Origin of the sequence: Saccharomonospora piscinae, from assembly GCF_005862235.1 — a bacterium.
GTDB classification, from domain to species: Bacteria; Actinomycetota; Actinomycetes; order Mycobacteriales; family Pseudonocardiaceae; genus Saccharomonospora; species Saccharomonospora piscinae.
In genome coordinates this window covers 518,529-541,065 of record NZ_VCEK01000002.1, presented here as the reverse complement: position 1 = coordinate 541,065, position 22,537 = coordinate 518,529, and the positions used below count along the sequence as shown (strand labels likewise).

Below are 22,537 nucleotides of genomic sequence, written 5' to 3'. Positions count from 1 at the left end.
CTGTGGACACACCTGGTGACAACACGTGGACAACTTGGCTGGCCTGTGAATGGATGAGCGCCAACAACAACCTGTCCACATTCAGGCCAAGTTGTCCACAGCGGCATCCACAGATTTGGGGCGAGTTGTACCCAGGTTGTCCACGGCCTTCCCACAGGGTCGAGGCGCCGGGCGCCGGTCGGGGGCTAGTTGTGGACACAACTGTGGGCAACCTGTGGAAGACCTGTGGATGGGTTGTGGACTACTGTGGACAACTCGCTCTTTGTCCACGTCAAGGCATTCACTCGTCTGTGTATGGAGTATTCGGGTCCCTTGTGGATAGAGGCCGAAACCAGCAGGGGTGACTTTTTTCGCCGGTCGGCACGGCGGTCCGGCGTCGGCGGGAGTGGAGACAAAAAAACCGTGCCCGGCCGGGCACGGTCAGGGCGACGAACGCCGGTTCACTGGCGAGCGCGCTGCTTGATCCGCGAGGTGAGTTCCTGCACCTGGTCGTAGATGCGGCGGCGCTCCGCCATCTCCTTGCGGATCTTCTTGTCCGCGTGCATGACCGTGGTGTGGTCCCGGCCGCCGAACGTCTGCCCGATTCTGGGCAGCGACATGTCGGTCAGCTCGCGGCAGAGATACATCGCGATCTGCCGGGCCGTCGCGAGCGCCTTGGTCTTTCCCGGCCCGCACAGGTCGTCCATCGTGACGTCGAAGAACTCGGCCGTCACACCCATGATGGTGGGCGCGCTGATCTCGGGGGCCTGGGAGTCCGGGATGAGGTCGCGGAGCACGATCTCGGCAAGCCCGACGTCCACCGGCTGCTGGTTGAGAGAGGCGAACGCGGTGACGCGGATCAGCGCGCCCTCTAGCTCGCGGATGTTCGCCTCGATGCGGGCGGCGATGAACTCCAGCACCTCGCCGGGCACGGCCAGGCGGTCCTGCGCCGCCTTCTTCCGCAGAATCGCGATGCGGGTCTCCAGCTCGGGCGGCTGGATGTCGGTGATCAGTCCCCACTCGAACCGCGTGCGGAGCCGTTCCTCCAGCGTCTCCAGCCGCTTCGGCGGACGGTCCGACGACACCACGATCTGCTTGTTCGCGTTGTGCAGCGTGTTGAAGGTGTGGAAGAACTCCTCCTGGGTGCCTTCCTTACCTTCGAGGAACTGGATGTCGTCGACGAGGAGGATGTCGATGTCGCGGTAGCGCCGCTGGAACGCGACCTTGCGGTCGTCGCGCAGGGAGTTGATGAAGTCGTTGGTGAACTCCTCGGTCGACACGTAGCGCACCCGCATGCCAGGGAACAGCCGCTGCGCGTAGTGACCGACCGCGTGCAGCAGGTGGGTCTTGCCGAGCCCGGACTCCCCCCACACGAACAGCGGGTTGTAGGCGCGCGACGGCGCCTCGGCGACCGCGACGGCCGCGGCGTGGGCGAACCGGTTGGAGGCCCCGATGACGAACGTGTCGAACGTGTACTTCTCGTTCAGCCGGGTCTTCGACGTCTGGGGCTGCGCCGGCGCCGTGTAGGGCTGGCCCGCGATCGGCTGGCCGGAGAAGGTCGGCCAGATCTCGTGGACGGCGGCCAGGGCCTCGCCCTCCTCGTCGACCTCCTCGTCGGCGTCGTCCCCGTCGGTGGCGTGGGAGGAGGTCGACGAGGAGGAACCCGCCGACGCTCCGGGACGCGCTGGGTGCCCGGGGTGCCCTGGATGGCTCGGGTGTTGTGGGTGCTGCGGGTGTCCTGACGGCGGGGCCGTCGACTGGCCGGGGCGGGAGGGCATCGCGGGTGGGTGCGGCCTCGGCGTCGCCCCGCGTCGTGGCTCGACGTGTTCCTGCAGCGGCGGCCGGATCGCGGGGATGATGATGGTGTCCTCGCCCGACGACCTCGGGTGGCGCTCCGGTGGCGTGGCCGGCCCGGTGCTGCCGTATCGGCCCGGGGGTACCGGCGAGGTCGACGGGGGCGCCTCGGAACCGGGGCCGGCACCGTTTCCCTGCGGCCCGAGGGGTGGCGCGCTCTCCGCGGAGTCGACCTTGACCGCGAGGGAGACGTCCCGGCCGATGTGCCGCGACAGCGCCGAGGTGATGGGCCCGCGCAGCGCGCGTTCGATGGCCTCCTTGGCGAAGTCGCTCGGGGCCGCCAGCAGCGCGGTACCGTCGAGCAGACCGATCGGGCGGGTGACCCGCATCCACGCACGTTGCTGGGGAGACAGTGTTCCGTCGGAGAGTTCGGCGACGACCTGCTCCCACACCACAGCCAGGTTCAGCTGGTGCTCAGACACGCGGCTCCGCTCCCCTCCCCTCGACCTTTCCCTCCTCGACGGCTCGGCGGAGCGTCATGGCAGGTCGGCGTGGCCACCCGCGCAGCAGGTATCCACAAGTTATCCACAACTGTGCACCAATGTACGCCCGAGCCGACGGCCCTCCGTCTGTCGGGATCATGGTGACGCCCGGGTCGAGTCTCCCACCTTCTTGAGCAGTCCCCCCGTGCCCCGTGGGTGGTCCGAGAAGGGGCACGCTAACAAGCGGCGCGTGTTGCCACAAGCCGTACGCGGCGGCAAGGATTTCACGGCCCCCGGCGTGTCGCCAGCCGTGTTCAGCGATCGGGTGACGGCGCGCGACAGCGCGCGCGCCCGCGGTGTACGCAGGGGGCGGTGTCGCAGGCCAGCATGCCGATGCGTACCCTCGTAAGGTCTACCGCTGACAGCGGCGCCGTTCGGCCTGCCCGCCTCCGAGCCGGGTGTGAGCCCCCGGCCGCCCCGTGGCGGTGACACCGACGACCGACCGCCGCAAGACCAGGAGAACGACTGCCGTGAGCAAGGGCAAGCGCACTTTCCAGCCGAACAACCGTCGACGCGCGCGGACCCATGGGTTCCGGCTGCGGATGCGGACGCGTGCGGGCCGCGCCATCCTGGCGGGCCGGCGTCGCAAGGGCCGCGCCCGGCTCTCCGCCTGACACGTCGCGGCCTGCGACGACGGGGCGCGGCGTGCTTCCGGGTGACGCTCGCCTCCGGCGTGGCGAGGAGTTCCGTGCCGTCATGCGAGGCGGCGTCCGTGCCGGGCGCCGCCGCTTGGTGCTGCACGTCCTCACCGACCACGGCGAGGCGACCACGGCGGGGTTCGTCGTGAGCAAGGCCGTGGGCAACTCCGTCGTCCGGCACCGGGTCACGCGACGGCTGCGACATCTCGTCGCGGACAGACTAGGAACCTTTCCCGAGGGCAGTGCGTTGGTCGTTCGGGCACTACCCGCGGCTGCCACCGCGACGAGCGCGGAACTCGGCGCGGACCTCGACGCGGCGCTGCGACGGCTGGGACTGTCGCCGCGGGGTCGCGACAACACTGGATCAACGGCGTGAACGAAGACCACGCGGCCTCCACACAGGCGGCCGAGCAGGCACACGACGCCGCGCGCACCAGGCCGACGCCGGTGGCGTGGGTCCTCCTGCTGCCGATCCGCTTCTATCGCAAGGCGATCTCCCCGTACCTCCCCCCGATGTGCCGGTTCTATCCGAGCTGTAGCGCCTATGCCGCCGAGGCACTGACCCGCTTCGGCGCCGCCCGCGGCACGTATCTCGCCGCCCGCAGGCTGCTGCGCTGTGGACCGTGGACCCCACCGGGACGAGACCCGGTACCCGAGAAGTTCAGCTTCCGGTACCAAGGCCCTGGTATGTCTACCGAGGAGTAGCTCTAGTGCTCGACTTCATCTACTACCCTGTGTCATTCATCCTCTGGGTGTGGCACAAGGTGTTCGGTTTCGTCTTCGGGGACGACAACGCCATCGCCTGGATTCTGGGGATCGTCTTCCTCACCTTCACGGTGCGCGGGCTGCTGTTCAAGCCGTTCGTGAACCAGACGCGGTCGATGAAGAAGATGCAGGACTTCGCGCCTGAGATCAAGAAGGTCCAGAAGAAGTACGCGAACGACCGCCAGCGCCAGGCCGCGGAGATGCAGAAGCTCCAGAAGGAGCACGGCGTCAACCCCCTGGGCAGCTGCCTCCCGATGCTGCTGCAGATCCCGGTCTTCATCGGTCTGAACTGGGTGCTTCGGAACTTCCAACCCGGCGCCGAGTCGAACTACTTCTTCGACGCGAACGACGTGGCGTCCTACGTCGACGCGCAGATCTTCGGCGTCAACCTCGGTGACGCGATCAACCACCTCGGCCTGGCTGGCGGCAGTGGGGCGGCAGGGTGGCACTGGGACGTCGCCCCGGTCGCCGTGCCGCTGATGATCGTCGCGAGCGTCGCCACCCACTTCACGGCCCGCCACTCGGTGGCACGCCAGAACCCCGCGTCGGCGACGCAGCAGACCGCGGTGATGAACAAGCTGACGCTGTGGATCTTCCCGGTGGGTGTGCTGGTGTTCGGTGCCTTCTTCCCCATCGGCCTGCTGATCTACTGGCTGGCCAACAATATGTGGACCCTCGGTCAGCAGCGGTTCGTGTACGGGCGTATCGACAAGGAAGAGGAAGCCAAGAAGGCCGCCGCGAAGGAGAAGCGCGACACCCTGGCGCCCAAGCCGGGCCAGAAGCCGAAGCCCGGCCAGAAGCCGCAGGTTGGCCAGAAGCCCACGCAGAAGCCGGCCGCGAAGCCGACCCAACCGAAGCAGGACCGGAGCGACAACCAGAACGGCAAGTCCCCGAAGGGCAGCGGCGACGGCGTCCGGGGTGGCGCCTGGGCGAAGAACGGCGGCGCGAAACAGCGGCCCGCGAACCAGGGCAAGAAGACACAGGGACGCAAGCGGCGCTGACGCGGGGCTGGAAGGAGAGACGACATGTCCGATACGGCCGAGGTGATCGGTGCGGAACGGGACGACACCGCGCCCGCGGTGACCGACGAGGCGGAGGACGGCGACGACCTGTTGGTCCGCGAGGGCGACGTCGCGGGTGACTACCTGGAGCGGTTGCTGGACATCCTCGACTACGACGGCGACATCGATCTCGACGTCGAGGCCGACCGCGCGATCGTGAGCATCGACGGCGGTGAGGATCTCGACAAGTTGGTCGGGCCTCGGGGAACGGTGCTGGAGGCGCTGCAGGAGCTGACGCGGCTCGCCGTGCAGCAGGACACGGGTGCGCGCAGCAGGCTGATGCTCGACGTGGCGGGCTGGCGGGCCGCCCGCCGCGAGGAACTGCGGGAGCTGGGTCGCACGACGGCCGAGTCGGTGCGGGACTCCGGAGACAAGGCCCGCTTGCAGCCGATGAGCCCGTTCGAGCGCAAGATCGTTCACGACGCGGTCGCGACGGTGGACGGCGTGACGAGCGAGAGCGAAGGCGAGGAGCCCAAGCGCCGGGTGGTCGTGCGACCGGAGTAGCCGTACGATCCGTCAGCACACAACGGCCCGCCGGGATGCGTCCCGGCGGGCCGTTGTCGTGTTCCACGTGAAACACGCGCAGTCGGGCACGGGCGTTCGGCGGTGATCGGGGACAATCGACCGCAGTCTGTTTCACGTGGAACAGTCGTCCGGGAGGAGTGTCATTGGAGGCGAACGGCGAGGCGTCTGTGGTGCCCGCGGAAGCTCACCTCGTGTTCGGAGACCGCGCGGAGGTGGCGGCGACGTTCGTCGCGACGCTGGCTTCGCACGGCGTGGAGCGCGGACTCATCGGCCCTCGCGAGGTCGACCGACTCTGGGATCGGCACGTGCTCAACTCGGCCGTGCTCCAGGAACGTGTGCCCACCGGTGCGCGCGTGATCGATGTAGGCTCCGGTGCGGGGTTCCCGGGATTACCTCTCGCCATCGCGCGCCCGGATCTCGATATTGTTCTTCTCGAACCCATGGCCCGCCGGGTCGACTGGCTGGCGGAAGTGGCGGACCTGCTCGATGTCTCCGTGACGGTGGAGCGAGGCCGCGCCGAGGAAAAGGGGGTGCGACGCCGGATCGAGGCCGCCGACGTCGTGACCGCCCGGGCGGTCGCTCCCCTGGCACGGCTGGCCGAGTGGTGCCTGCCGCTGGTGCGTCCCTCAGGGACGCTACTCGCGTTGAAGGGACAGACGGCGGCGGACGAGATCGAACGGGACCGGGCGGCCGTGCGGAGGCTGGGGGGCGGCGAGCCGAAGATCGAACGGTGCGGCGTGGGGGTTCTCGCGACGCCGACCACCGTGGTGGCCATCGAACGGGTGGAGTCGGGGGCGCCCGGAGTTGCGCGGCGACGCGCACGGAAGAAGCACTGAGAGGATTGGCTCAGCGAATGACGACCAGTACGGAGCGGCGGATGTTCCACGTGAAACAGCGCAGCGCGACGGTTCGGGGTGGTGCTCGATGAGCCACGCCCCGGGAACCGGAATCGGTGGCACTCCCATCGCCGAGGAGGCACTGCGTGCCGCCCGCGTCCTCCACCCCGACGCGAACTCCATGCCACGTCCTGCGCGCAGGCGCGTCATCACGGTGGCGAACCAGAAGGGCGGCGTCGGCAAGACGACGAGCACGGTCAACCTCGCCGCCGGGCTGGCCCTGCACGGTGTCCGCACGCTCGTCATCGACCTCGACCCGCAGGGCAACGCCAGCACCGCTCTGGACGTGGACCACCGGTCCGGCACCCCGTCGGTCTACGAGCTGCTGCTCGGGGAGACGACCCTGGCGGACGCCGCGCAGGCGAGTACGCAGTCGGAGAACCTGCTCTGCATTCCCGCGACCATCGATCTGGCCGGCGCCGAAATCGAGCTGGTGTCGATGGCGCAGCGGGAGGCGCGCCTGAAAGAGGGGCTCACCCGGGAGGCGCTCGAAGCGATCGACGTCGACTACGTCTTCATCGACTGCCCACCCTCACTCGGACTGCTCACGGTGAACGCGCTCGTGGCCGCGGACGAGGTGCTGATCCCCATCCAGTGCGAGTACTACGCCCTGGAGGGGCTCGGTCAGTTGCTGAACAACATCGAGCTGGTGCAGCGTCATCTGAATCAGACGCTCACCGTCTCGACCATCCTGCTCACCATGTACGACGGACGCACCAAGCTGGCGGACCAGGTGACGCAGGAAGTGCGGCGGCACTTCGGCGACGTCGTACTCAAGACGATTATCCCGAGGAGCGTGAAGGTGTCGGAGGCACCCGGATACGGGCAGACCGTGCTGGGCTACGACCCGGGTTCCCGTGGAGCGATGAGTTATGTGGACGCGGCCCGTGAGGTCGCCGAGCGTGGGACGAACAGGGAGCTACGACCATGAACGAGCGCAGAGGGGGGCTCGGCCGCGGGCTCGCGGCGTTGATTCCGACGGGACCGGTCGAATCCGAGATCCCCGAGACCCCCAGCGTGCCCAACCCGGCCGGGACCGTGGGGACCAAGGACGACACGGGTTGGTTCGCGGCGAACGGGGCCATCCGTGAGAGCGGTGGCGAGGTGGCGGGCGCCGTCTATCGCGAGGTCCCGGTCGGGTCGGTCAAGCCGAACCCGAAGCAGCCGCGGCAGGTCTTCGACCAGGAGGCGCTGGCGGAGCTGGAGCACTCCATCCGCGAGTTCGGCCTCATGCAACCCATCGTGGTGCGTCGGCTTCCGGGTGACGAGTACGAACTCGTCATGGGTGAGCGCCGGTTGCGCGCGGCGCAGCAGGCCGATCTGGAGGTCATCCCCGCCATCGTCCGCAGTACCGCCGACGAGGCGATGCTGCGGGACGCACTGCTGGAGAACATCCACCGGGTGCAGCTCAACCCGCTGGAGGAGGCCGCCGCGTACCAGCAGTTGCTGGACGAGTTCGGTGTGACCCACGAGGACCTCGCGTCCCGGATCGGACGCAGCCGCCCGGTGATCACCAATACGATCCGGCTGCTGCGGCTCCCGCTGCCCGTGCAGCGCCGCGTCGCGGCGGGAGTGCTGTCGGCCGGGCACGCACGCGCACTGCTGTCGCTCGACGACGCGGATCGGCAGGAGGAGCTGGCGGCGCGCATCGTGGCCGAGGGGCTATCGGTGCGGGCGACCGAGGAGGCCGTGACGCTCTCCCGCAGCGAGTCGAAGTCGAAGCCGAAGAAGCAGGCTCGCACGCCGACGGAGATGCCCGGCGTGGACGGACTGGCCGAGCGGCTGTCGGATGCCTTCGACACGCGGGTGAAGGTGGATGTCGGCCGTCGCAAGGGCCGGATCGTCGTCGAGTTCGGCTCGGCGGACGACCTGGAGCGCATCATCGGCCTGATGGCGCCAAACCGGGCAAATCGGGCATCGCAAATAGACGACCTATGACACCAGGTCGTTTCGTCACGGTGAGGTTTTACTGATCGGCCGTGGTGGGCTTCCCACCCGGCCGATCAACTCGCTCGGGCGACCGCGCGCTGTACGAGATCGGCGAAGACCCCACCGAGCGAGGTTCCCGCCGCTTCCAGTGCCATCGGCACCGTCGATGTCTCGGTGAGTCCGGGTGACGAGTTCACCTCGAGGAAGTGGACGGTCCCGTCGGCGGTGATCATCGCGTCGGTGCGGGAGATGTCGCGCAGCCCCAGCAGGGTGTGCGCGCCGACGGCCAACTCCCCCACCGCCGCGGCCGTGTCCTCGGTCAGTCGCGCGGGAGCGAAGAAGTCGGTCAGCCCGGCGGTGTAGCGCGCGGTGTAGTCGTACACACCGCCCTCGGGCACGATCTCCACGGCGGGCAGTGCCTCCGGTCCCCCGTCGCGTTCGACGACGGTGACGGACACCTCGACGCCGTCGACGAGTCGCTCGGCGAGCACCGTGTCGCCGTAGGCGAAGCACCCGACCATCGCGGCCGGAAGATCGGCCGCGTCCCGCACCACCTGGGCGCCGAGCGCCGATCCACCCTGGTCGGGCTTGAGGATGAGCGGCAGCCCCAGCCGCTCGACCATCGCGTCGAGTACCTGCCTCGCGCCCAGCTCGCGGAACGTGCTGTGCGGCAGCGACACCCACTCGGGGGTGGTGAATCCGGCCTCGGCGGCGAGCGCCTTGGCGATCGGTTTGTCCCAAGCCCGGCGGCAGCCGTCCGAGCTGGTGCCGACGAACGGTACGCCCAGCATCTCCAGCACTGTCTGCACCGAGCCGTTCTCGCCCTCACCCCCGTGCAGCGCCACGACCGCGGCGTCCGGCTTCTCCGCCTTCAACCGGTCGAGCAGGCCGGAGTCGGTGTCCCACTCGCGTACCGTGAGGCCCTCCTCGCGCAGCGCCACGGACAGCCTGCGCCCGGATCGCAGCGAGACCTCCCGCTCGTGCGACAGACCGCCTGCGAGAACGGCGACAGTAGGTTCGGCCAACTCGGGTGCTCCTTGGCTGGTGCGGATCGGGACGGGAACGCGGGCTCGGCTAGGCCGTGTCGGGTCCGGGGAACTGCGGTCCCGACACCGAGCGGGTGCTGACGTGACCGAAGGTGCGCACGAGTTCCTGCTCGGACTCCAGCACCCCCGCGAGCCGCCGCACGCCCTCCCGGATGCGTTCCGGAGTGGGATAGCAGAACGACAGGCGCATCTGCCTGCTGCCGAAGCCGTCGGCGTAGAAGCCGGTGCCGGAAGCGTACGCCACCCGTGCCGTGACGGCCCTCGGCAGCATGGCCTTGGTGTCGATGCCCTCGGGGACCGTCACCCACACGTAGAAACCGCCGTCGGGGCGTGTCCAGGTGCAGCCCGAGGGCAGATGCTGTTCCAGCGCCGACAGCATGGCGTCACGTCGCTCGCGGTAGTTCTCGCGGAACGTCTTGATCTGGCCCTTCCAGTCGTGGGTGCTCAGGTACTTGGACACCACGAGCTGGTTCAGCGTCGGCGGGCACAGGGTGGCGGACTCGGCGGCCAGCACGAGCTTCTCGCGCACCGCGTGCGGCGCCAGGACCCAGCCCACCCGCAGTCCGGACGCGAACGTCTTGGAGAACGAACCGAGATAGACGACGTTCTCGGGGTCGAGCGAGCGCAGTGACGGGTAGGTCTGCCCGTCGAAGCCGAGAAGCCCGTACGGGTTGTCCTCGATCACCAGCACGTCGTGCTCGGCGCAGATCGCCACGATCTCGGCTCTTCGCGGGCCGGACAGCGTCACACCGGCGGGGTTGTGGAAGTTCGGGATCGTGTACAGGCACTTGACCCGCTGACCCGCGTTCTTCGCCTGGGCGAGCGCTGCGCGCAGCGCGTCGGGCACCAACCCGTCGTCGTCCATCGTGACGTGGACGACGTTCGCCTGGTAGGCGGCGAAGGAACCGAGCGCGCCCACGTACGACGGGCCCTCCGCGATGATGACGTCGCCGGGATCGCAGAACAGCCTGGTCACCATGTCCAGACCCATCTGCGAGCCGACCGTCACCACCACGTCGTCGGGATGGGCGGTGATTCCCTCCATCGCCATCACGTCGCAGATCTGCTCCCGCAGCGTGGGCACGCCCTGCGCCGAGCCGTACTGCAGCGCCACCAGTCCCTCGTCGGCCACGACCTCGGCCATCTGTGTCGACAGCGAGTCGAGCGGAAGGGCGGTCAGGTTCGGCATGCCTCCCGCCAGGGAGACGACCTCGGGGCGGCTCGCGACCGCGAACAGCGCTCGGATCTCCGACGCCGTCATGCCCGCGGTACGCGCGGCGTAACGGTCGAGATGGGGGTCGAGGTTCTGTCGACCCGGCTCGGAGCCCTGCCGGTGCTGCGGCAGGTGAGGCGGCTGGGAGGAAGTCATCGCACACTTCGCTTCCGCTTCACGAAGGAAGCTTGTCTGGTCGTCGCGGGCTGTCCCCTGCTGGTCGGGCGTGACTCGAGTGTAACTTCGATCCCGGGGCGTGCCTCGGGCTTGGCGGGGCTTCTCACAGACCCATATGCTCGGGCGGGATTTCGGCGGTCGATGCTTGCGGGGCGAGCCGGCGACCACGTGTGGAACGACTTGGGAGGTTCGGTGTCGCGACGGGTCGTCGGCGTCACGCTGGACAACCTCGAACAGCTCCCGTTGAGCTGTCGTCGCTGCGTGTTCTGGGAGGTCGCTCCGCACCTGAAGGAGCAGGCCGAGGAGTACGGCGAGACCGAGGTGGAGAAGGAAGCCTGGGTGTCGTCCGTGCTGCTGGAGTGGGGCTCGTGCGGGCGGGTCGTGTATAGCGACGAGCTTCCGGTGGGTTTCGTGCTGTACGCGCCGCCGAACGCGGTGCCGAGGTCGGGGGCCTTCCCCACGTCACCGCCGAGTGCCGACGCGGTGCTGCTGACGGCGTTTCACGTGCTCCCGGAGTTCCGTGGCGGCGGGATGGGGCGGGCGCTGATTCAGGCCGTCGTCGCCGACCTCACCCGGCGCGGGGTCCGCGCGGTGGAGGCGTTCGGTGACGCGGCTCCCGAGTCCGGGGATGAGGAGCACGTCTGCGTGGTGCCCGCCGCCTTCCTGCGCAGCGTGGGGTTCAAGACGGTGCGACCGCATCCCCGCTGGCCGCGGTTGCGCCTGGAGTTGCGCTCCGGGCTGTCGTGGAAGGCCGATGTCGAGGCGGCGCTGGAGAAGCTGCTCGGGCAGGTGAGCGTGAGTACGGCCGAACCTACCGTGGTGCGGGCCTGATGACCCACAGCCCTGTGGATAAGTAGTGAAGTTATCCACAGGGCTGTGGACAAGTAGTCGAACCATCCACAGTTGTCCCCCGGTGGGGGTGGACAACTGTGGAGTTACTCGGCTCGCAGCAGTTCGTGGGCCAGCACGTCGGCGAAGGTGAAGGTGCCCGTCGGCTGGTCGTTCTCCCCGAGCAGGTACAGCCGCTTGACGGCGATGAGTACACCCTCGGCCACCACGTCGCGGAACGCGGGGTCGGACAGCCGGGCGCGGTCCTGACCGTTGGTGAGGTAACCGATCTCCACCCGCACAGCGGGGCACCGCGTACGCGTGAAGATGTCCCAGGTCTTCGGATGGGTGCGGCAGTCCAGCAGGCTGGTCCTCGCGGCGAGTTCCCGCTGGATGTAGCCGGCCAGCAGCTCCCCCACCGTGGAGGTGGTGCCGTTGCCGGTGCCGAAGTGGAAGCTCGCCACGCCCTGCGCCTGCGGTGAGCGGTTGCCGTCCGAATGCAGGGAGAGGAACAGGTCCGCACCCGCGTCGTTGGCGAACTGCGCCCGCTGCAACTCCGACGGGCTGTGGTCCGGTCCGCGCGAGACCAGCGCCTCCATGCCGGTGGCCTTCATCCGGCCTTCCAGCCTGCGTGCGAGGTCCCACGCGATGTCGGACTCGTTGACGCCGTTCACGGACACCCCGAGGTCGGGACCACCGTGGCCGGGGTCGATCACGATGCGCTTGCCTCGCAGCCTGGGGCCGGCCCTGCGCAGATGCTCCTGCTCCCGAAGGAACACCGGCCGGCCACCACGCGCGCGCGGCGACAGCTGCCGCAACGCCCGCACGGTCCCCGGCCCGCAGATGCCGTCGACGACCAGCCCGTAGTCGCGCTGGAAGTTCTTCAGCGCGCGTTCGGTCTGCGGGCCGAACCCGCCGTCCGGTCTGCCCGCGTCGTAACCGAGCTCGGTGAGTCGCTCCTGCAGCGCGAAGACGTCGTCACCGTGCACGGGTGTCGACACCGAGTACCCCAGCGGCCTGCTGCCGAGGTGGTAGGTCGAACCGCGCAGTGCCCGATAGGTGGCAGGGCCGACCACACCGTCGGTGATCAGCCCGCGTTGTTGTTGGAAGGCGCGGACGGCGTGCTCGACCGCCAGGTCGAAGAACGATCCGTGTCCGTTGGCCTCGGCTGGGAGGAGGTCCAGAGCCGAGAGCATGGACCTGATCTCGGCGACTTCCGGTCCGGTGTCGCCGCGGCGGAGTACCCGCATGCACTCCTCGCTATTCCTTGGGCACTGGGTGCGCTCGTGGTGTGCAGAACTCTTGGTGGGCCGGGGGCCTGTTGCGGCCTCCATTGTGCCGTGCCGACGGAGCGTGAGGACGGAGGGCTCTGCCCCGCTGTCACCCACACGGATGGCCCAACGCGAAGAAACCCGGAAGCGCACCCAAACAGGCGCTTTCCGGGTTCCTTCGCGAGGCTCGGACCACCGAACTCGTTACTGCAGCACGTCCGAGAGGTCGGACAGCAGTGCCGCCTTCGGCTTGGCACCCACGATCTGCTTCACGGGCTTGCCGCCCTGGAACAGGATGAGGGTCGGGATGGACATGACCTGGTAGTCCCTGGCCGTGTTGGGGTTGGCGTCGGTGTCGAGCTTGGCGATCCGCAGCTTGTCGCCGTGCTCGGCGGCGATCTCCTCCAGCACGGGCGCGACCATCTTGCACGGGCCGCACCAGGTGGCCCAGAAGTCCACCAGCACGGGCTTGTCGTGCGTGAGCACCTCGTCGGTGAACGTGGAGTCGGTCACCTTCACGGTGTTCGTCATCTTTGCTCCTGTCGTGTTCGACCGGTGGGTCAGTTGCCGCGAGCGGCGGCGTATCCGCCGCCCACGAGTTCAGGGCTCTCGTGTGCCTCGGCCACGTCGTGCTCGGCGAGCCAGCGTTCCGCGTCGATGGCGGCCGAGCAACCCGAGCCCGCCGCCGTGATGGCCTGCCGGTAGGTGCGGTCCACCAGGTCACCGGCGGCGAACACGCCGTCGACGCCGGTGTACGAGCCGCGGCCCTCGGCCAGGACGTAACCCTCGTCGTCCAGGTCCACCTGGCCGCGCACGAGTTCGCTGCGGGGGTCGTGCCCGATGGCGAGGAAGAAGCCGCTGACGTCGAGTGTGGACTCCTCGCCCGTCACGGTGTCGCGGAGGCGGACTCCGCTGACCTTGCCGTCGCTGCCCTGCACCTCCGTGACCTCGCTGTTGAGCTGCCACCGGATCTTCTCGTTCGCGCGAGCGCGTTCGAGCATGATCCTGGAGGCGCGGAACTCCTCCCTGCGGTGGATGATGGTCACGCTGCGGGCGAACTTCGTCAGGAAGGTCGCCTCCTCCATCGCCGAGTCGCCCCCGCCGACCACCGCGATGTCCTGGTCGCGGAAGAAGAACCCGTCGCAGGTCGCGCACGAGGACACTCCCCGCCCGAGGAGTTCCTGCTCACCGGGCACGTGCAGGTACCGCGCGGCGGCGCCCATCGCGAGCACGACCGCGCGGGCCGCGTAGCGCGTGCCGTGGGCGGTGACGTACTTGACCGGACCGGTGAGGTCCAGTTCCTCGACGTCCTCCTGCCGCAGGTCGGCGCCGAAGGTCTTGGCCTGCTCCCGCATCTCCTCCATGAGGTCCGGCCCCTGGATGCCGCTCCGGAAGCCGGGGTAGTTCTCGACCTCGGTCGTGGTCATCAGCGCGCCGCCGAACTGGGTGCCCTCGAACACCAGTGGTTCGAGCTGCGCCCGCGCGGCGTACACCGCCGCCGTGTATCCCGCGGGCCCCGAGCCCACGATGATGAGGTTCCGGATGTCTTCGCTCACCTGCACCCTCCGCTTCGACAACGCTGCTCACCCAGGTCAACAGCATCGTAGGCGGGACTGTTCCCGGCGAGCGGAAAGGTGACTTTCAGCCCTGGCGGCCCACGGTCTCGTCGAGCAGCACACCGGGGTTGTCCGGGCCGCAGTCCGGCGCGAGCGCCAGCATCCGCAGCTGCCCCAGCTCGCCCGTGGTGAGCAGCACCACCAGCGCTTCGCGGCCGTCGACCGTGACCGGCCGGAAGCCCACCGGTCGCACGGCCGGATCGACCCCGTTGGCGGCCAGGCAGGCGTCGAGTCGCTGCTCGCCGCCGAGCGGACCGAAGTCGCGGACCGTGCTGATGTCGCCGACCGCGGCGGCGGGATCGCTACTGCTCAGAGCGAGTGGGGGTGCTCCCGCCGACGGGGGCGTGGTGCCCGGCTCGTCCGCGAGATCGGAACCCGACCCACCGCCGTCGCCCAGGGTGGGGAGCACGACCACGGCCGCCACGGCAGCGGCCGCCGCCGTCAGCAGCCCCGCGCCCCAGCCGAGTCGCTTGGCGCGCTTCCTGCGCGCCGTGTCCAAGCTCACGACGGTGGAGTCGGCGGCACGTGCGCCCTGCCGCTGGAGCTCCAGCGCCGCGTCGATGCGGGCTGCCACGTCGGCGGGCATGGGCCCGAGGTCGAGGTCGGAGTATCCGGAGAGGTCGGTGGTCGTCGACTCCAACGCGTCGAGGATGGCGCGGGCCTCCGGGTCGGCGTTCACCCGGGGCCACAGCTCGGCGGACTCCTGCTCGCCCAGTACGCCCGCGTGCAGGTCGGCGAGCACGTCGACAGACCACGGGGGGCCGAGGACCCCGCCGTGCCCCCTGCTCTCGTCCGTCATCGTCCCTCCCCGTATTTGCTTTCGTGAGTTGGGACGTCACCCTCGTTGCCCGGGTTCCGCAGATGACCGAGAAGTTTGGCGAGTTTGCCCCGCCCTCGGGCGCACCGGCTCTTCACCGTTCCCTCCGCGATGTCCAGCAGTCGTGCCGTCTCGGCGACGGAGTACCCCTCCACATCCACCAATACGATCGGCACCCGCTGCTCCTCCGGCAACTGGTCGAGAGCCTCTTTGATGACCAGGCGGGTCTCCCGCTCGGACATCGAGTCGCGGGGTACCGCCGGTTCCTGGTGCGGTGTCTCCGGCAGCGGAACGGTCGGCCGGGCCTGCTTGCGGCGCACCCGATCGAGGCAGGCGTTGACCACGATCCGGTGCAACCACGTGGTCACCTGCGATTCGGCGCGGAAGTTGGCGGCGGCACGAAAGGCGGAGATGAACGCGTCCTGCAGCGCGTCGGCCGCTTCCTCGGGGTCGCGGACCGTGCGCAGGGCCACGGCCCACATCCGGTCCCGATGCCGCCGTACGAGTTCGTTGAAGGCGTGTGGGTCCCCCGCCGCGTGCGCGGCTATGAGATCGGCGTCCGTGGGCGCTGCTGCGGTCACCCGGCAGAGGGTACTAAGTCGATGACGGGCTGTTGGCCGCGCCCGCGCTCATGCCGAGGGTAGGAACATCACGTCGGTCAGCTCGGACTGGAACTCGCCTTCCTCACCCGAAAGGCTGGTGAGCCACACGATGACGTACTCGGCGGACGCGGGCTCGTCGAGCGTCAGTTCGGTGCGGGGCCCGTCCAGGGCTCCCGCCGCCACCGTGCGGGTCTCTGAGAGCGCGGGATCGGCGGAGTCGGCGACGCGCACCTCGACCTCCGTGCCGGGACTGTCGGCGAGGATGCGCACACGCGCCAGGTCGATCGGGTCGTCGAACGCGGCGATCAGACCGACCCCGGACTTGAACGCGGGGAACTGCTGCTGGTACTGGTCGGTCGCCCAGGAGGTCGACTCGTCACCGTCGACGGCCAGCGGCGCCTCCGAGACGCTGTCGCCCTCGCCCTCCGGGTTGTAGACGGTGACGTCCGCCGGGGTGATCGCCTCACCCGGCGTGGTGCGGCCCCCGTCGCCGGACCCGTCCCCGTCCCCGTCGCCACCACCTTCGCCGTTGTCCTGGGGCTGCTGCTCGCTGGTCTCGTCGGCGAGGTTCACGGGGGGACCGGAGGGCGCGTCGTCCTGGAAGAAGCTGATGGCCATCATGCCGGCCCACGCCAGCGCCGCGACGGCCGCGATCACCAGCGCGCTCACCCCGAGCGCGAGCTTGCGCCGTCGTTCCGCGTCCTTGACCGGCTTCTTCGTGGTCCACACCGTGCCGTCGGGGTCGACCTCCTCGGGCTGCTTGCGGGTCCGCTCCTCCTCGGCGGCCACTCGGTCGAGCACGCGCAGGATGGCGGCGCTGGTGCGGATGCCGCCCTGCCCGCCGTCGGAGACGGTGCGCACGGCGAGCGCCGACATCTCCTGCGGGACGCGGGGTTCGATCACGTGCGGCGGAACGAGCTGCCCGGTCTGGTTCCGGGGCGCCGCCGGGATCGCCGGTGGGCCGCCCGGCAGGGCCCAGCGGCCGGTGAGCAGCAGGTAGAGCACCGCACCCAGTGCCTTCACGTCGTCCCGCAGCGTGGTGTCCGGCAGCGGGCCGGGGAACGCGAGGCGCAGGTGACCGTCGGGTGTCACGCGAAGCCGTTGGGGATGGTCGATGCCGAGTACGAGGCCGGACTGGTGTGCCCGCTCGACGGGCTCGGCCAGCGCCTGCACCATCCGTGCGGCGGTGCTGGGTGCGATCCGCTTCTCGTTGACCAGGTCGATCAGGTCGGTGCCCTTGGTCCACTCCGACACCACGATGCCGAGCAGGCCCTCGCTGGAGCTGATGCCGTTGCCGAGAGTGAGGACGTCCAGGACGCGAGCGACGCTCGTGTGGGTGAACTTGGCCGCGTGTGCCGCCCGTTCGAGTGTGCGTCTGCCCTGCCGCGCGGCATCCACGTCGGCCGGGTCGCCGACCAGTATGGTCAGGGCGACGTCGCGGCGGAGCTGGCCGTCCCGGGCCCGCCACAGGTGCGCGCCGCCGCGTTCGTCGATGCCGAACTGCGCGAGCAGCCGGTAACGGCCGTCGCCGACGACCCCGCCGGGTGCCAGCGATCCACCGTGTGTACGGATGCCCACTCGGTCGCCCTCCCCTGCCGATCGGCCCTCACCAGTGTGCTGGAGACGAGGGTACGTGAACGGCGTGGTTCGCCGTGTGGCATCCGCGTCGACCGGGTTACCCGCGACGGAGCAAACCGGATATCCGGCGCGTGACGGGCGCGAGTTCGTCCACCTTCAGTGCGATCAGCACGCCGAACGACACACCGATGCCGACGATGCCCTGGCAGAACAGGGACACCCACGCCTTGCCGATCGGGCCGAGCGCGTCGGGGACGAGCATCGCCACGAGCGTGGCTGCCAGCGCGCCGAGGCCGCTCGCCACCACCGTGAACAGGATCACGCCGAGCACCCGCCTGCTGCGCAGGTTGCCGAGCTTCACCCACAGCCACACCTGGCCCATGACGGCCCCGACGACGAACACCAGCGAGTTCACCATCATCACGCCGAGCACCACGTTCTCGGGGCTGAGCTGGGCGGACGCGAGGTACAGCAGCGGGATCTTCACCGCCGTCATCACGCACATGATGAGCGTGGGGGTGCGGGAGTCCTTCATGGCGTAGAACACGCGCATCTGGAGCATCACCAGCGCGTACGGCACCAGGCCGAACGCCGACACCGCGAGTGCCTGGCCCAGCCGTTGCGCGTCCTCCACCGAGCCCTTGCCCAGCGCGAACAGCGCGACCCCGATCGCCGGACCCGCGACAGCCATGACGGCGGAGACGGGCAGCAGCATGAGCGTGGTGACGCGGGAGCCATACGACAGGTCGCCGACGAGCTTGCGGTGGTCGTTGTCGGCGGCGGCCCGGCTCATCTTCGGCATCAGTGCCGTGAGCAGCGAGACGCCGATCACGCCGTAGGGCAGCTGGAACAACAACCACGCGTTCGAGTAGATCGAGGGGCCGCCCGCCGCGCCGCTGGTCAGCACCCGGGTGTTCACGATCATCCCGATCTGGCTGACGGCGACGTAACCGAGAATCCACGCGGCCAGCCCGCCGAACTCCTTGAGCCGGTCGTCCAGACCGAACCGCCAGCGGAACCGGAAGCCGGAGCGGCGCAGCGCGGGGACCAGGAACAGGGCCTGCGCCACCATCGCGGTCAGCACGCCGATACCCAGCACGAGCACCTGCGGGTCGCTCATCTGGGTCGGCACGATGGTCGGGTCGCCCGGGACGAGGGCGAAGGTGCCGATCGTGGCGAAGATGACCAGGTTGTTGATCACGGGCGCCCACTGGGCTGGTCCGAAGATCTGCTTGGCGTTGAGCACGGCCGACAGCACCGCGAACAACCCGTAGAACAGCAGGCCGGGTAGCAGCAGGTAGGCGAACCAGGTTGCGAGCTGCGGGTTCGCCTCGCCGCTGTCGTCCATCAGCAGGCCGGTCAGCCACGGAGCGCACGCGGTGGAGACCACGGTGCCCACACCGAGGACCGTGATCGCGAGCGTCAGCAACCGTTGCGTGTACGACTCGCCCCCGTCTTCGTCGTCCTGCGACCGCACGAGCAGTGGCACGACCACACTGGTGAGCACACCGCCCAGCAACAGTTCGTTGATGATCAGCGGCAGGGTGTTCGCGACGGTGAAGGAGTCATAGAGCACCCCGAGGGTCGCGACCCACGCCAGCATGACCTTCCACGCGAAGCCGGTGATGCGGCTGGTCAGCGTGGCGATCGCCATGCGGCCACTGGCCCGGGCCACCGAGGGAGCCTTCTGCTCCTCCTGGGGCGAGTCGAGCTGGACCTCCGGCAGCCGCTCGCCGATCGGCTCCGAGGTGATGCGCGGCATCATCCGGGTGGCCAGCTCGTCGTACGGCCGCAGCACGTCGGGGTCGGCCGCGGGCCAGCGCACGCCCGGAGGGCTCCTGTGCTCCCTCTGGATGAAGACGGTGCGTTCGCTTTCCGTCGGCGGTGGCCCGCCGCGCCGTTGGGCCTCCTGCCGCCACGGCCTCACCGGCTGGCGGCGGGGCTGCGGGGGACGTCCCCTGCGTGGCGTGTTCGGCCCGGGGCCACCGGGCGGCGGGCCCGGATGTCCCGGTGGGGCCGGTGCGGGGCCCTGCGGGCCGTGTCCGGCGTGGCCCGGCCCCGGCGGTGGTGCCGGAGGTCGCTTCGGCGGGGCACCGTGAGGGGGGCGGCCCGCCGGAACGCCCTGGGGTGGGGATGCGGGTGGCGGCCCCGGCGGCGCGGGGGCCGGGCCGCCCGGACCGGACTGCGGCGGCCGGGGCCGCGGCCCCGGTGGCGGTCCCGGCGGTGGACCCTGCGGCCTGCCGGGCTGACCGTCCTGTCTCGGAGGTGCCGGCTGGGGTGGTGGTGCCTGCGGTGGAGGCGCGGGGCGCTGCCCTTGCGGTGGCTGCTGCCGGGGCGCCTGGTCGGGAGGTCCCTGGTACGGCGGTGGCGGGGGTCCGGGCCCGGGTCGTCGGGGAGGTACCCGCTCCGAACGCCCGGGACCGCCCCCGCGTTCGGGCGGGTTGCCCGCCTGCTCGTCCACCACGTGCCCTATCCGTCGAAGCTGCGCTTGGTCGATTCAGGGTAATCGGAATCGCGGCACAGGCTCAGCCGCGTTCCTCCCCCCGGGTCCTCACGCGACGGTATATCCGCCGTCCCGCGAGGAGCACCAGGGCGACACCGGCCGTGGCGGTCAACACCACCATGACCTCGCCGAACTCGCTGGACGTGAGTTCCATGCGCGAGGTGTGACCGAGCGTGGTTCCACCCGGAGTGGCCAGCGACACGTTCACCATGAAGCGTCCGGACCGCAGGGTCTCGGCAGGCAGCAGCCTGCTGACCCGGCTGTGGGCGGCGAGCGGGGTGTCGTCGATCTGGGCGGGGCGCAGGCCGGGACTGTTGTCGAGCGTGATCCGTACGGTCACCGAGACCGGAAGGTCGTTGCTGAGCGTCACGGGAAGTGGGCTGGACTCCGACGCCAGCGACACGGGCTGGGACGGGGTGCTGACGGAGACCTTGCCGCTGAGCTGGCGGACCTGCCCGGCCGCCGCGGCGGCGGCGTCGCGGTAGTCACCCGCGCCGCGCCACGCGGTCGAGGTGGCGCGGATCACGGCGTTGTGCAACGGCTGGATGAGGCTGACGGGCTCCACCTGGCGGGTGGGGTCGACCGACATCGCGTTGCGCAGGTCGGCCGCGGTGGACTCGACCTCCGACAGCGTGTCGATCACGTCGTCTGGCAGCGCACTCGTCGCCCGGTTCCCGCCGGGAGCGGGCGCCTCGGCGCCTCCCTGGGCCCCCGCCCCGGTGTTCAGTGCGTCCTCCAGCGTCACGGGCCGGGTGAGGCCCGCACCGTGCAGCCGGCCCAGCGAGTCGAGCATGGCGCTCAGCTCGTCCTGCGTGAGGGTCCAGTCGTGCGGAGGGGCCAGCAGGACGCTCTGCCCCGGCTCCGCCGCGGCCCCGGCGCCGAGCCCGCCCCGCAACGCCACGGCGCCCACGGCGTTCTGTGCCCCCACGGCGGGCTGTGCGGACCCGCCACCCGGGTACCGGGCCGAGGCGAGGGCGAACCCGTCGGCCACGAGGGGGTCGTACGGCACCAGTCGCTGGTCCTGCGCCGGGGTGTCGGACTGGTCGCCGGTACCCGCGTTGTCCGGGCTGGTGATCACGGTGGTGGCGCCTGCCCCGGCCGCGGCCTCCAGCGCCGCGTCGCTCAGCTCCCCCCGCGCCCACAGCGTGCCGCGCCGCGGTTCGAGGTTCAGCACGTTGAGGATGGTGGCGCTGCTCGCCACCGCCTCCCGCACCAGATCGATGTCCGAGTCGACCTCAGCGAGGGCCCCGAGGTCGGCGTCGGCGTACGGCAGCGCCACGACGCAGTGGTTCGCCACCAGCGCACGCAGGTCGTCGAGCCAGCGCCGCGCGCTCTCCGTCCCGCGCCCCGTGACCGTGCCGGAGTCGGTGCGAACGGCGTATCCCCTGCTCATCGCGTCCACGGTGTCGAGCAGGTCCGGGTCCACCGCGAAGCACAGCGAACCGAACAACTCCGTGTCGCCGCGCCTGCTCTCGGCCGCGGCCACCAGTGCGTGCAGCCGACCGCCGGGTGCCAGCGACGTCGCGAGTGCGTCGTCGGAGAGCACGGTCCTGCCGCCGTGCGGTGTGCCGACCACCTTGGGTTCGCGAGGGGCGATCGGCCAGAGCACCGACACCCCGGCGGGGCCGCCGTTGCTCTGGCCCTGCGCGTCGCCGAGCACGGGCAGCAGGAGGTTCACGGCACCGAGCCGCGCGGCGCTGCCGCTGGCGGGGGTGCCGTTGACATTGATCAGTAGCGGATAGACGCCTGGCTCGGTGAGCCCCAGTTGCGCCAGCGGTGCCGTGATCGTGAGGCGGGCCGATTCGCCCTGGCCGAGTCGTTCCGGCACGCCCACCCAGGGCGAGGCACCCGATTCCGACGGTGGTGGTTCGGCCAGCGTCTGCGCCAGCTGGGCCGGCGTGCTCTGCGGCTGTCCCACCTGCGCCCGCGCCACGATGTCGGACACCGGTCGGTCGCCGACATTGGTCACCACCGCGTCGACGGTCAGCTCGGTGTCGTCGGGACCGGCCAGGCGCGGCGACATGCTCTCGACCCGCACGCGGAGCACGGGGTCCGTCCCCGCGGTCTGGGCCTGCGCCCGGGGCGCACCGGGCGCGGCGAACAACGACTGCACGGCGAGGAACAGCAGCGCCAGCACGAACGCGCTTCGCTTCGTCACGGCGTGCTCTCCCCGTCGCCCGTGAGGTTCTTCCCGAACATCTCCCTCGCCTTGCGCACCAGCTTGCGCTCGTCCGCGTAGGCGAGTCTGCCGTCGAGTTCGCGCAGCGGGACCCAGGCCACCTCGGTCACCTCGACGTCCTCGTCCGACAGCTCGCCGCCGTCGGCCTCGAGGAGGAAATGGTGGACCGTCTTGTGGACGCGACGTCGTTCGGCCACGAACCAGTAGTCGATCGTGCCGAGCTCTCGCAGCACGTGCGCGGAAATGCCGGTCTCCTCCTTCACCTCACGCACCGCGGTCTGCTCCGTGGTCTCGCCGTCCTCGATGTGTCCCTTCGGCAGGGACCACAACAGTCTGCCGTGCCGGTCGAGCCTGCCGATCAGCACCGCGTGGCGGCGCTGCGGGTCCACGACCAGGCCACCGGCGGACGTCTCGTTCACCGTGGTCAGCCGCGTGCGGCGACGACGCCGGGACCGGCGCCCCGGTTTCGGGCCGCCGGAGCGACCGGCCGATCCAGGCATGCTGCGATGCTAGAGCAAACGGCGCGTCGCCTACCCTGGCTTGTCGTGTCCGAGCCGATCCGGCCGTGTAGTAAGGGG

Annotated in this window: 21 protein-coding genes; 9 read left to right on the top strand and 12 right to left on the bottom strand. The window is 70.1% G+C overall.

Going from position 1 to position 22,537, the window contains the following annotated elements:
* Positions 1-440 precede the first annotated feature (440 nt).
* Positions 441-2,255, bottom strand: coding sequence for a chromosomal replication initiator protein DnaA (dnaA, locus tag FFT09_RS08185; RefSeq protein ID WP_081192745.1), 1,815 nt, complete (start codon positions 2,253-2,255; stop codon positions 441-443).
* Positions 2,256-2,785: 530 nt separating this feature from the next.
* On the opposite strand from dnaA, the gene rpmH reads away from it, so the two are divergent.
* The 8 genes from rpmH (at position 2,786) to FFT09_RS08145 (ending at position 8,138) form a co-directional block, all read left to right on the top strand.
* Positions 2,786-2,929 carry a 50S ribosomal protein L34 gene (rpmH, locus tag FFT09_RS08180; protein WP_081192743.1) on the top strand — a complete coding sequence of 48 codons (144 nt, stop codon included), beginning with the start codon at positions 2,786-2,788 and terminating at the stop codon, positions 2,927-2,929.
* A 31-nt stretch (positions 2,930-2,960) separates the two neighbouring features.
* The gene (rnpA, locus tag FFT09_RS08175) at positions 2,961-3,329 is read left to right on the top strand and encodes a ribonuclease P protein component (protein ID WP_024877002.1); all 369 of its coding nucleotides are present in this window, start codon (positions 2,961-2,963) and stop codon (positions 3,327-3,329) included.
* Positions 3,326-3,658 (top strand): membrane protein insertion efficiency factor YidD, encoded by a 333-nt coding sequence (gene yidD, locus FFT09_RS08170; protein WP_138382307.1) that lies wholly within the window; start codon positions 3,326-3,328, stop codon positions 3,656-3,658. Before rnpA ends, yidD begins: the two co-directional genes overlap by 4 nt.
* 5 nt (positions 3,659-3,663) lie before the next feature.
* Entirely contained in the window at positions 3,664-4,719 is a 1,056-nt protein-coding gene (gene yidC / locus FFT09_RS08165) for a membrane protein insertase YidC (protein WP_081192741.1), read from the top strand.
* A gap of 24 nt (positions 4,720-4,743) precedes the next feature.
* Positions 4,744-5,283 (top strand): Jag family protein, encoded by a 540-nt coding sequence (locus tag FFT09_RS08160; protein WP_081192739.1) that lies wholly within the window; start codon positions 4,744-4,746, stop codon positions 5,281-5,283.
* Between the two features lie 164 nt (positions 5,284-5,447).
* Complete coding sequence (gene rsmG, locus FFT09_RS08155; protein WP_081192737.1) at positions 5,448-6,140, top strand: 16S rRNA (guanine(527)-N(7))-methyltransferase RsmG; 693 nt, start codon at positions 5,448-5,450, stop codon at positions 6,138-6,140.
* 88 nt (positions 6,141-6,228) lie between these two features.
* The gene (locus tag FFT09_RS08150) at positions 6,229-7,131 is read left to right on the top strand and encodes a ParA family protein (RefSeq protein WP_024877007.1); all 903 of its coding nucleotides are present in this window, start codon (positions 6,229-6,231) and stop codon (positions 7,129-7,131) included.
* Positions 7,128-8,138: a ParB/RepB/Spo0J family partition protein gene (locus FFT09_RS08145; RefSeq protein WP_024877008.1), complete on the top strand. Its 1,011-nt coding sequence runs from the start codon at positions 7,128-7,130 to the stop codon at positions 8,136-8,138. The genes FFT09_RS08150 and FFT09_RS08145 overlap by 4 nt, the downstream gene beginning before the upstream one ends.
* A gap of 65 nt (positions 8,139-8,203) precedes the next feature.
* Here the strand turns inward: FFT09_RS08145 and FFT09_RS08140 are convergent, their stop codons facing one another.
* Together FFT09_RS08140 and FFT09_RS08135 are read right to left on the bottom strand one after the other, a co-directional pair.
* Positions 8,204-9,154: a D-alanine--D-alanine ligase family protein gene (locus tag FFT09_RS08140; protein WP_024877009.1), complete on the bottom strand. Its 951-nt coding sequence runs from the start codon at positions 9,152-9,154 to the stop codon at positions 8,204-8,206.
* A 49-nt stretch (positions 9,155-9,203) separates the two neighbouring features.
* A complete protein-coding gene (locus FFT09_RS08135) occupies positions 9,204-10,544 on the bottom strand; it encodes an aminotransferase-like domain-containing protein (protein ID WP_138382306.1) in 1,341 nt (446 codons plus the stop codon).
* 213 nt (positions 10,545-10,757) lie between these two features.
* On the opposite strand from FFT09_RS08135, the gene FFT09_RS08130 reads away from it, so the two are divergent.
* The gene (locus FFT09_RS08130) at positions 10,758-11,396 is read left to right on the top strand and encodes a GNAT family N-acetyltransferase (protein WP_024877011.1); all 639 of its coding nucleotides are present in this window, start codon (positions 10,758-10,760) and stop codon (positions 11,394-11,396) included.
* A 104-nt stretch (positions 11,397-11,500) separates the two neighbouring features.
* Here the strand turns inward: FFT09_RS08130 and FFT09_RS08125 are convergent, their stop codons facing one another.
* The 9 genes from FFT09_RS08125 to FFT09_RS08085 form a co-directional block, all read right to left on the bottom strand.
* On the bottom strand, positions 11,501-12,643 hold the full coding sequence (locus FFT09_RS08125) for an N-acetylmuramoyl-L-alanine amidase (RefSeq protein ID WP_081192731.1): 1,143 nt from the start codon (positions 12,641-12,643) through the stop codon (positions 11,501-11,503).
* A gap of 225 nt (positions 12,644-12,868) precedes the next feature.
* Positions 12,869-13,195 carry a thioredoxin gene (gene trxA / locus FFT09_RS08120; RefSeq protein WP_024877013.1) on the bottom strand — a complete coding sequence of 109 codons (327 nt, stop codon included), beginning with the start codon at positions 13,193-13,195 and terminating at the stop codon, positions 12,869-12,871.
* A 29-nt stretch (positions 13,196-13,224) separates the two neighbouring features.
* Positions 13,225-14,220 carry a thioredoxin-disulfide reductase gene (gene trxB / locus FFT09_RS08115; RefSeq protein WP_081192729.1) on the bottom strand — a complete coding sequence of 332 codons (996 nt, stop codon included), beginning with the start codon at positions 14,218-14,220 and terminating at the stop codon, positions 13,225-13,227.
* 85 nt (positions 14,221-14,305) lie between these two features.
* A complete protein-coding gene (locus FFT09_RS08110) occupies positions 14,306-15,079 on the bottom strand; it encodes a hypothetical protein (protein ID WP_138382305.1) in 774 nt (257 codons plus the stop codon).
* Positions 15,076-15,678 (bottom strand): RNA polymerase sigma factor SigM, encoded by a 603-nt coding sequence (sigM, locus tag FFT09_RS08105; RefSeq protein ID WP_024877016.1) that lies wholly within the window; start codon positions 15,676-15,678, stop codon positions 15,076-15,078. Before sigM ends, FFT09_RS08110 begins: the two co-directional genes overlap by 4 nt.
* A 48-nt stretch (positions 15,679-15,726) precedes the next feature.
* Entirely contained in the window at positions 15,727-17,277 is a 1,551-nt protein-coding gene (locus FFT09_RS08100; protein WP_138382304.1) for a protein kinase family protein, read from the bottom strand.
* A 97-nt stretch (positions 17,278-17,374) separates the two neighbouring features.
* On the bottom strand, positions 17,375-19,204 hold the full coding sequence (gene murJ, locus FFT09_RS08095) for a murein biosynthesis integral membrane protein MurJ (RefSeq protein ID WP_138382303.1): 1,830 nt from the start codon (positions 19,202-19,204) through the stop codon (positions 17,375-17,377).
* Between the two features lie 598 nt (positions 19,205-19,802).
* Positions 19,803-21,938, bottom strand: coding sequence for a DUF6049 family protein (locus FFT09_RS08090; RefSeq protein ID WP_138382302.1), 2,136 nt, complete (start codon positions 21,936-21,938; stop codon positions 19,803-19,805).
* Positions 21,935-22,459 (bottom strand): NUDIX hydrolase, encoded by a 525-nt coding sequence (locus FFT09_RS08085; protein ID WP_024877020.1) that lies wholly within the window; start codon positions 22,457-22,459, stop codon positions 21,935-21,937. The genes FFT09_RS08090 and FFT09_RS08085 overlap by 4 nt, the downstream gene beginning before the upstream one ends.
* Positions 22,460-22,537 lie beyond the last annotated feature (78 nt).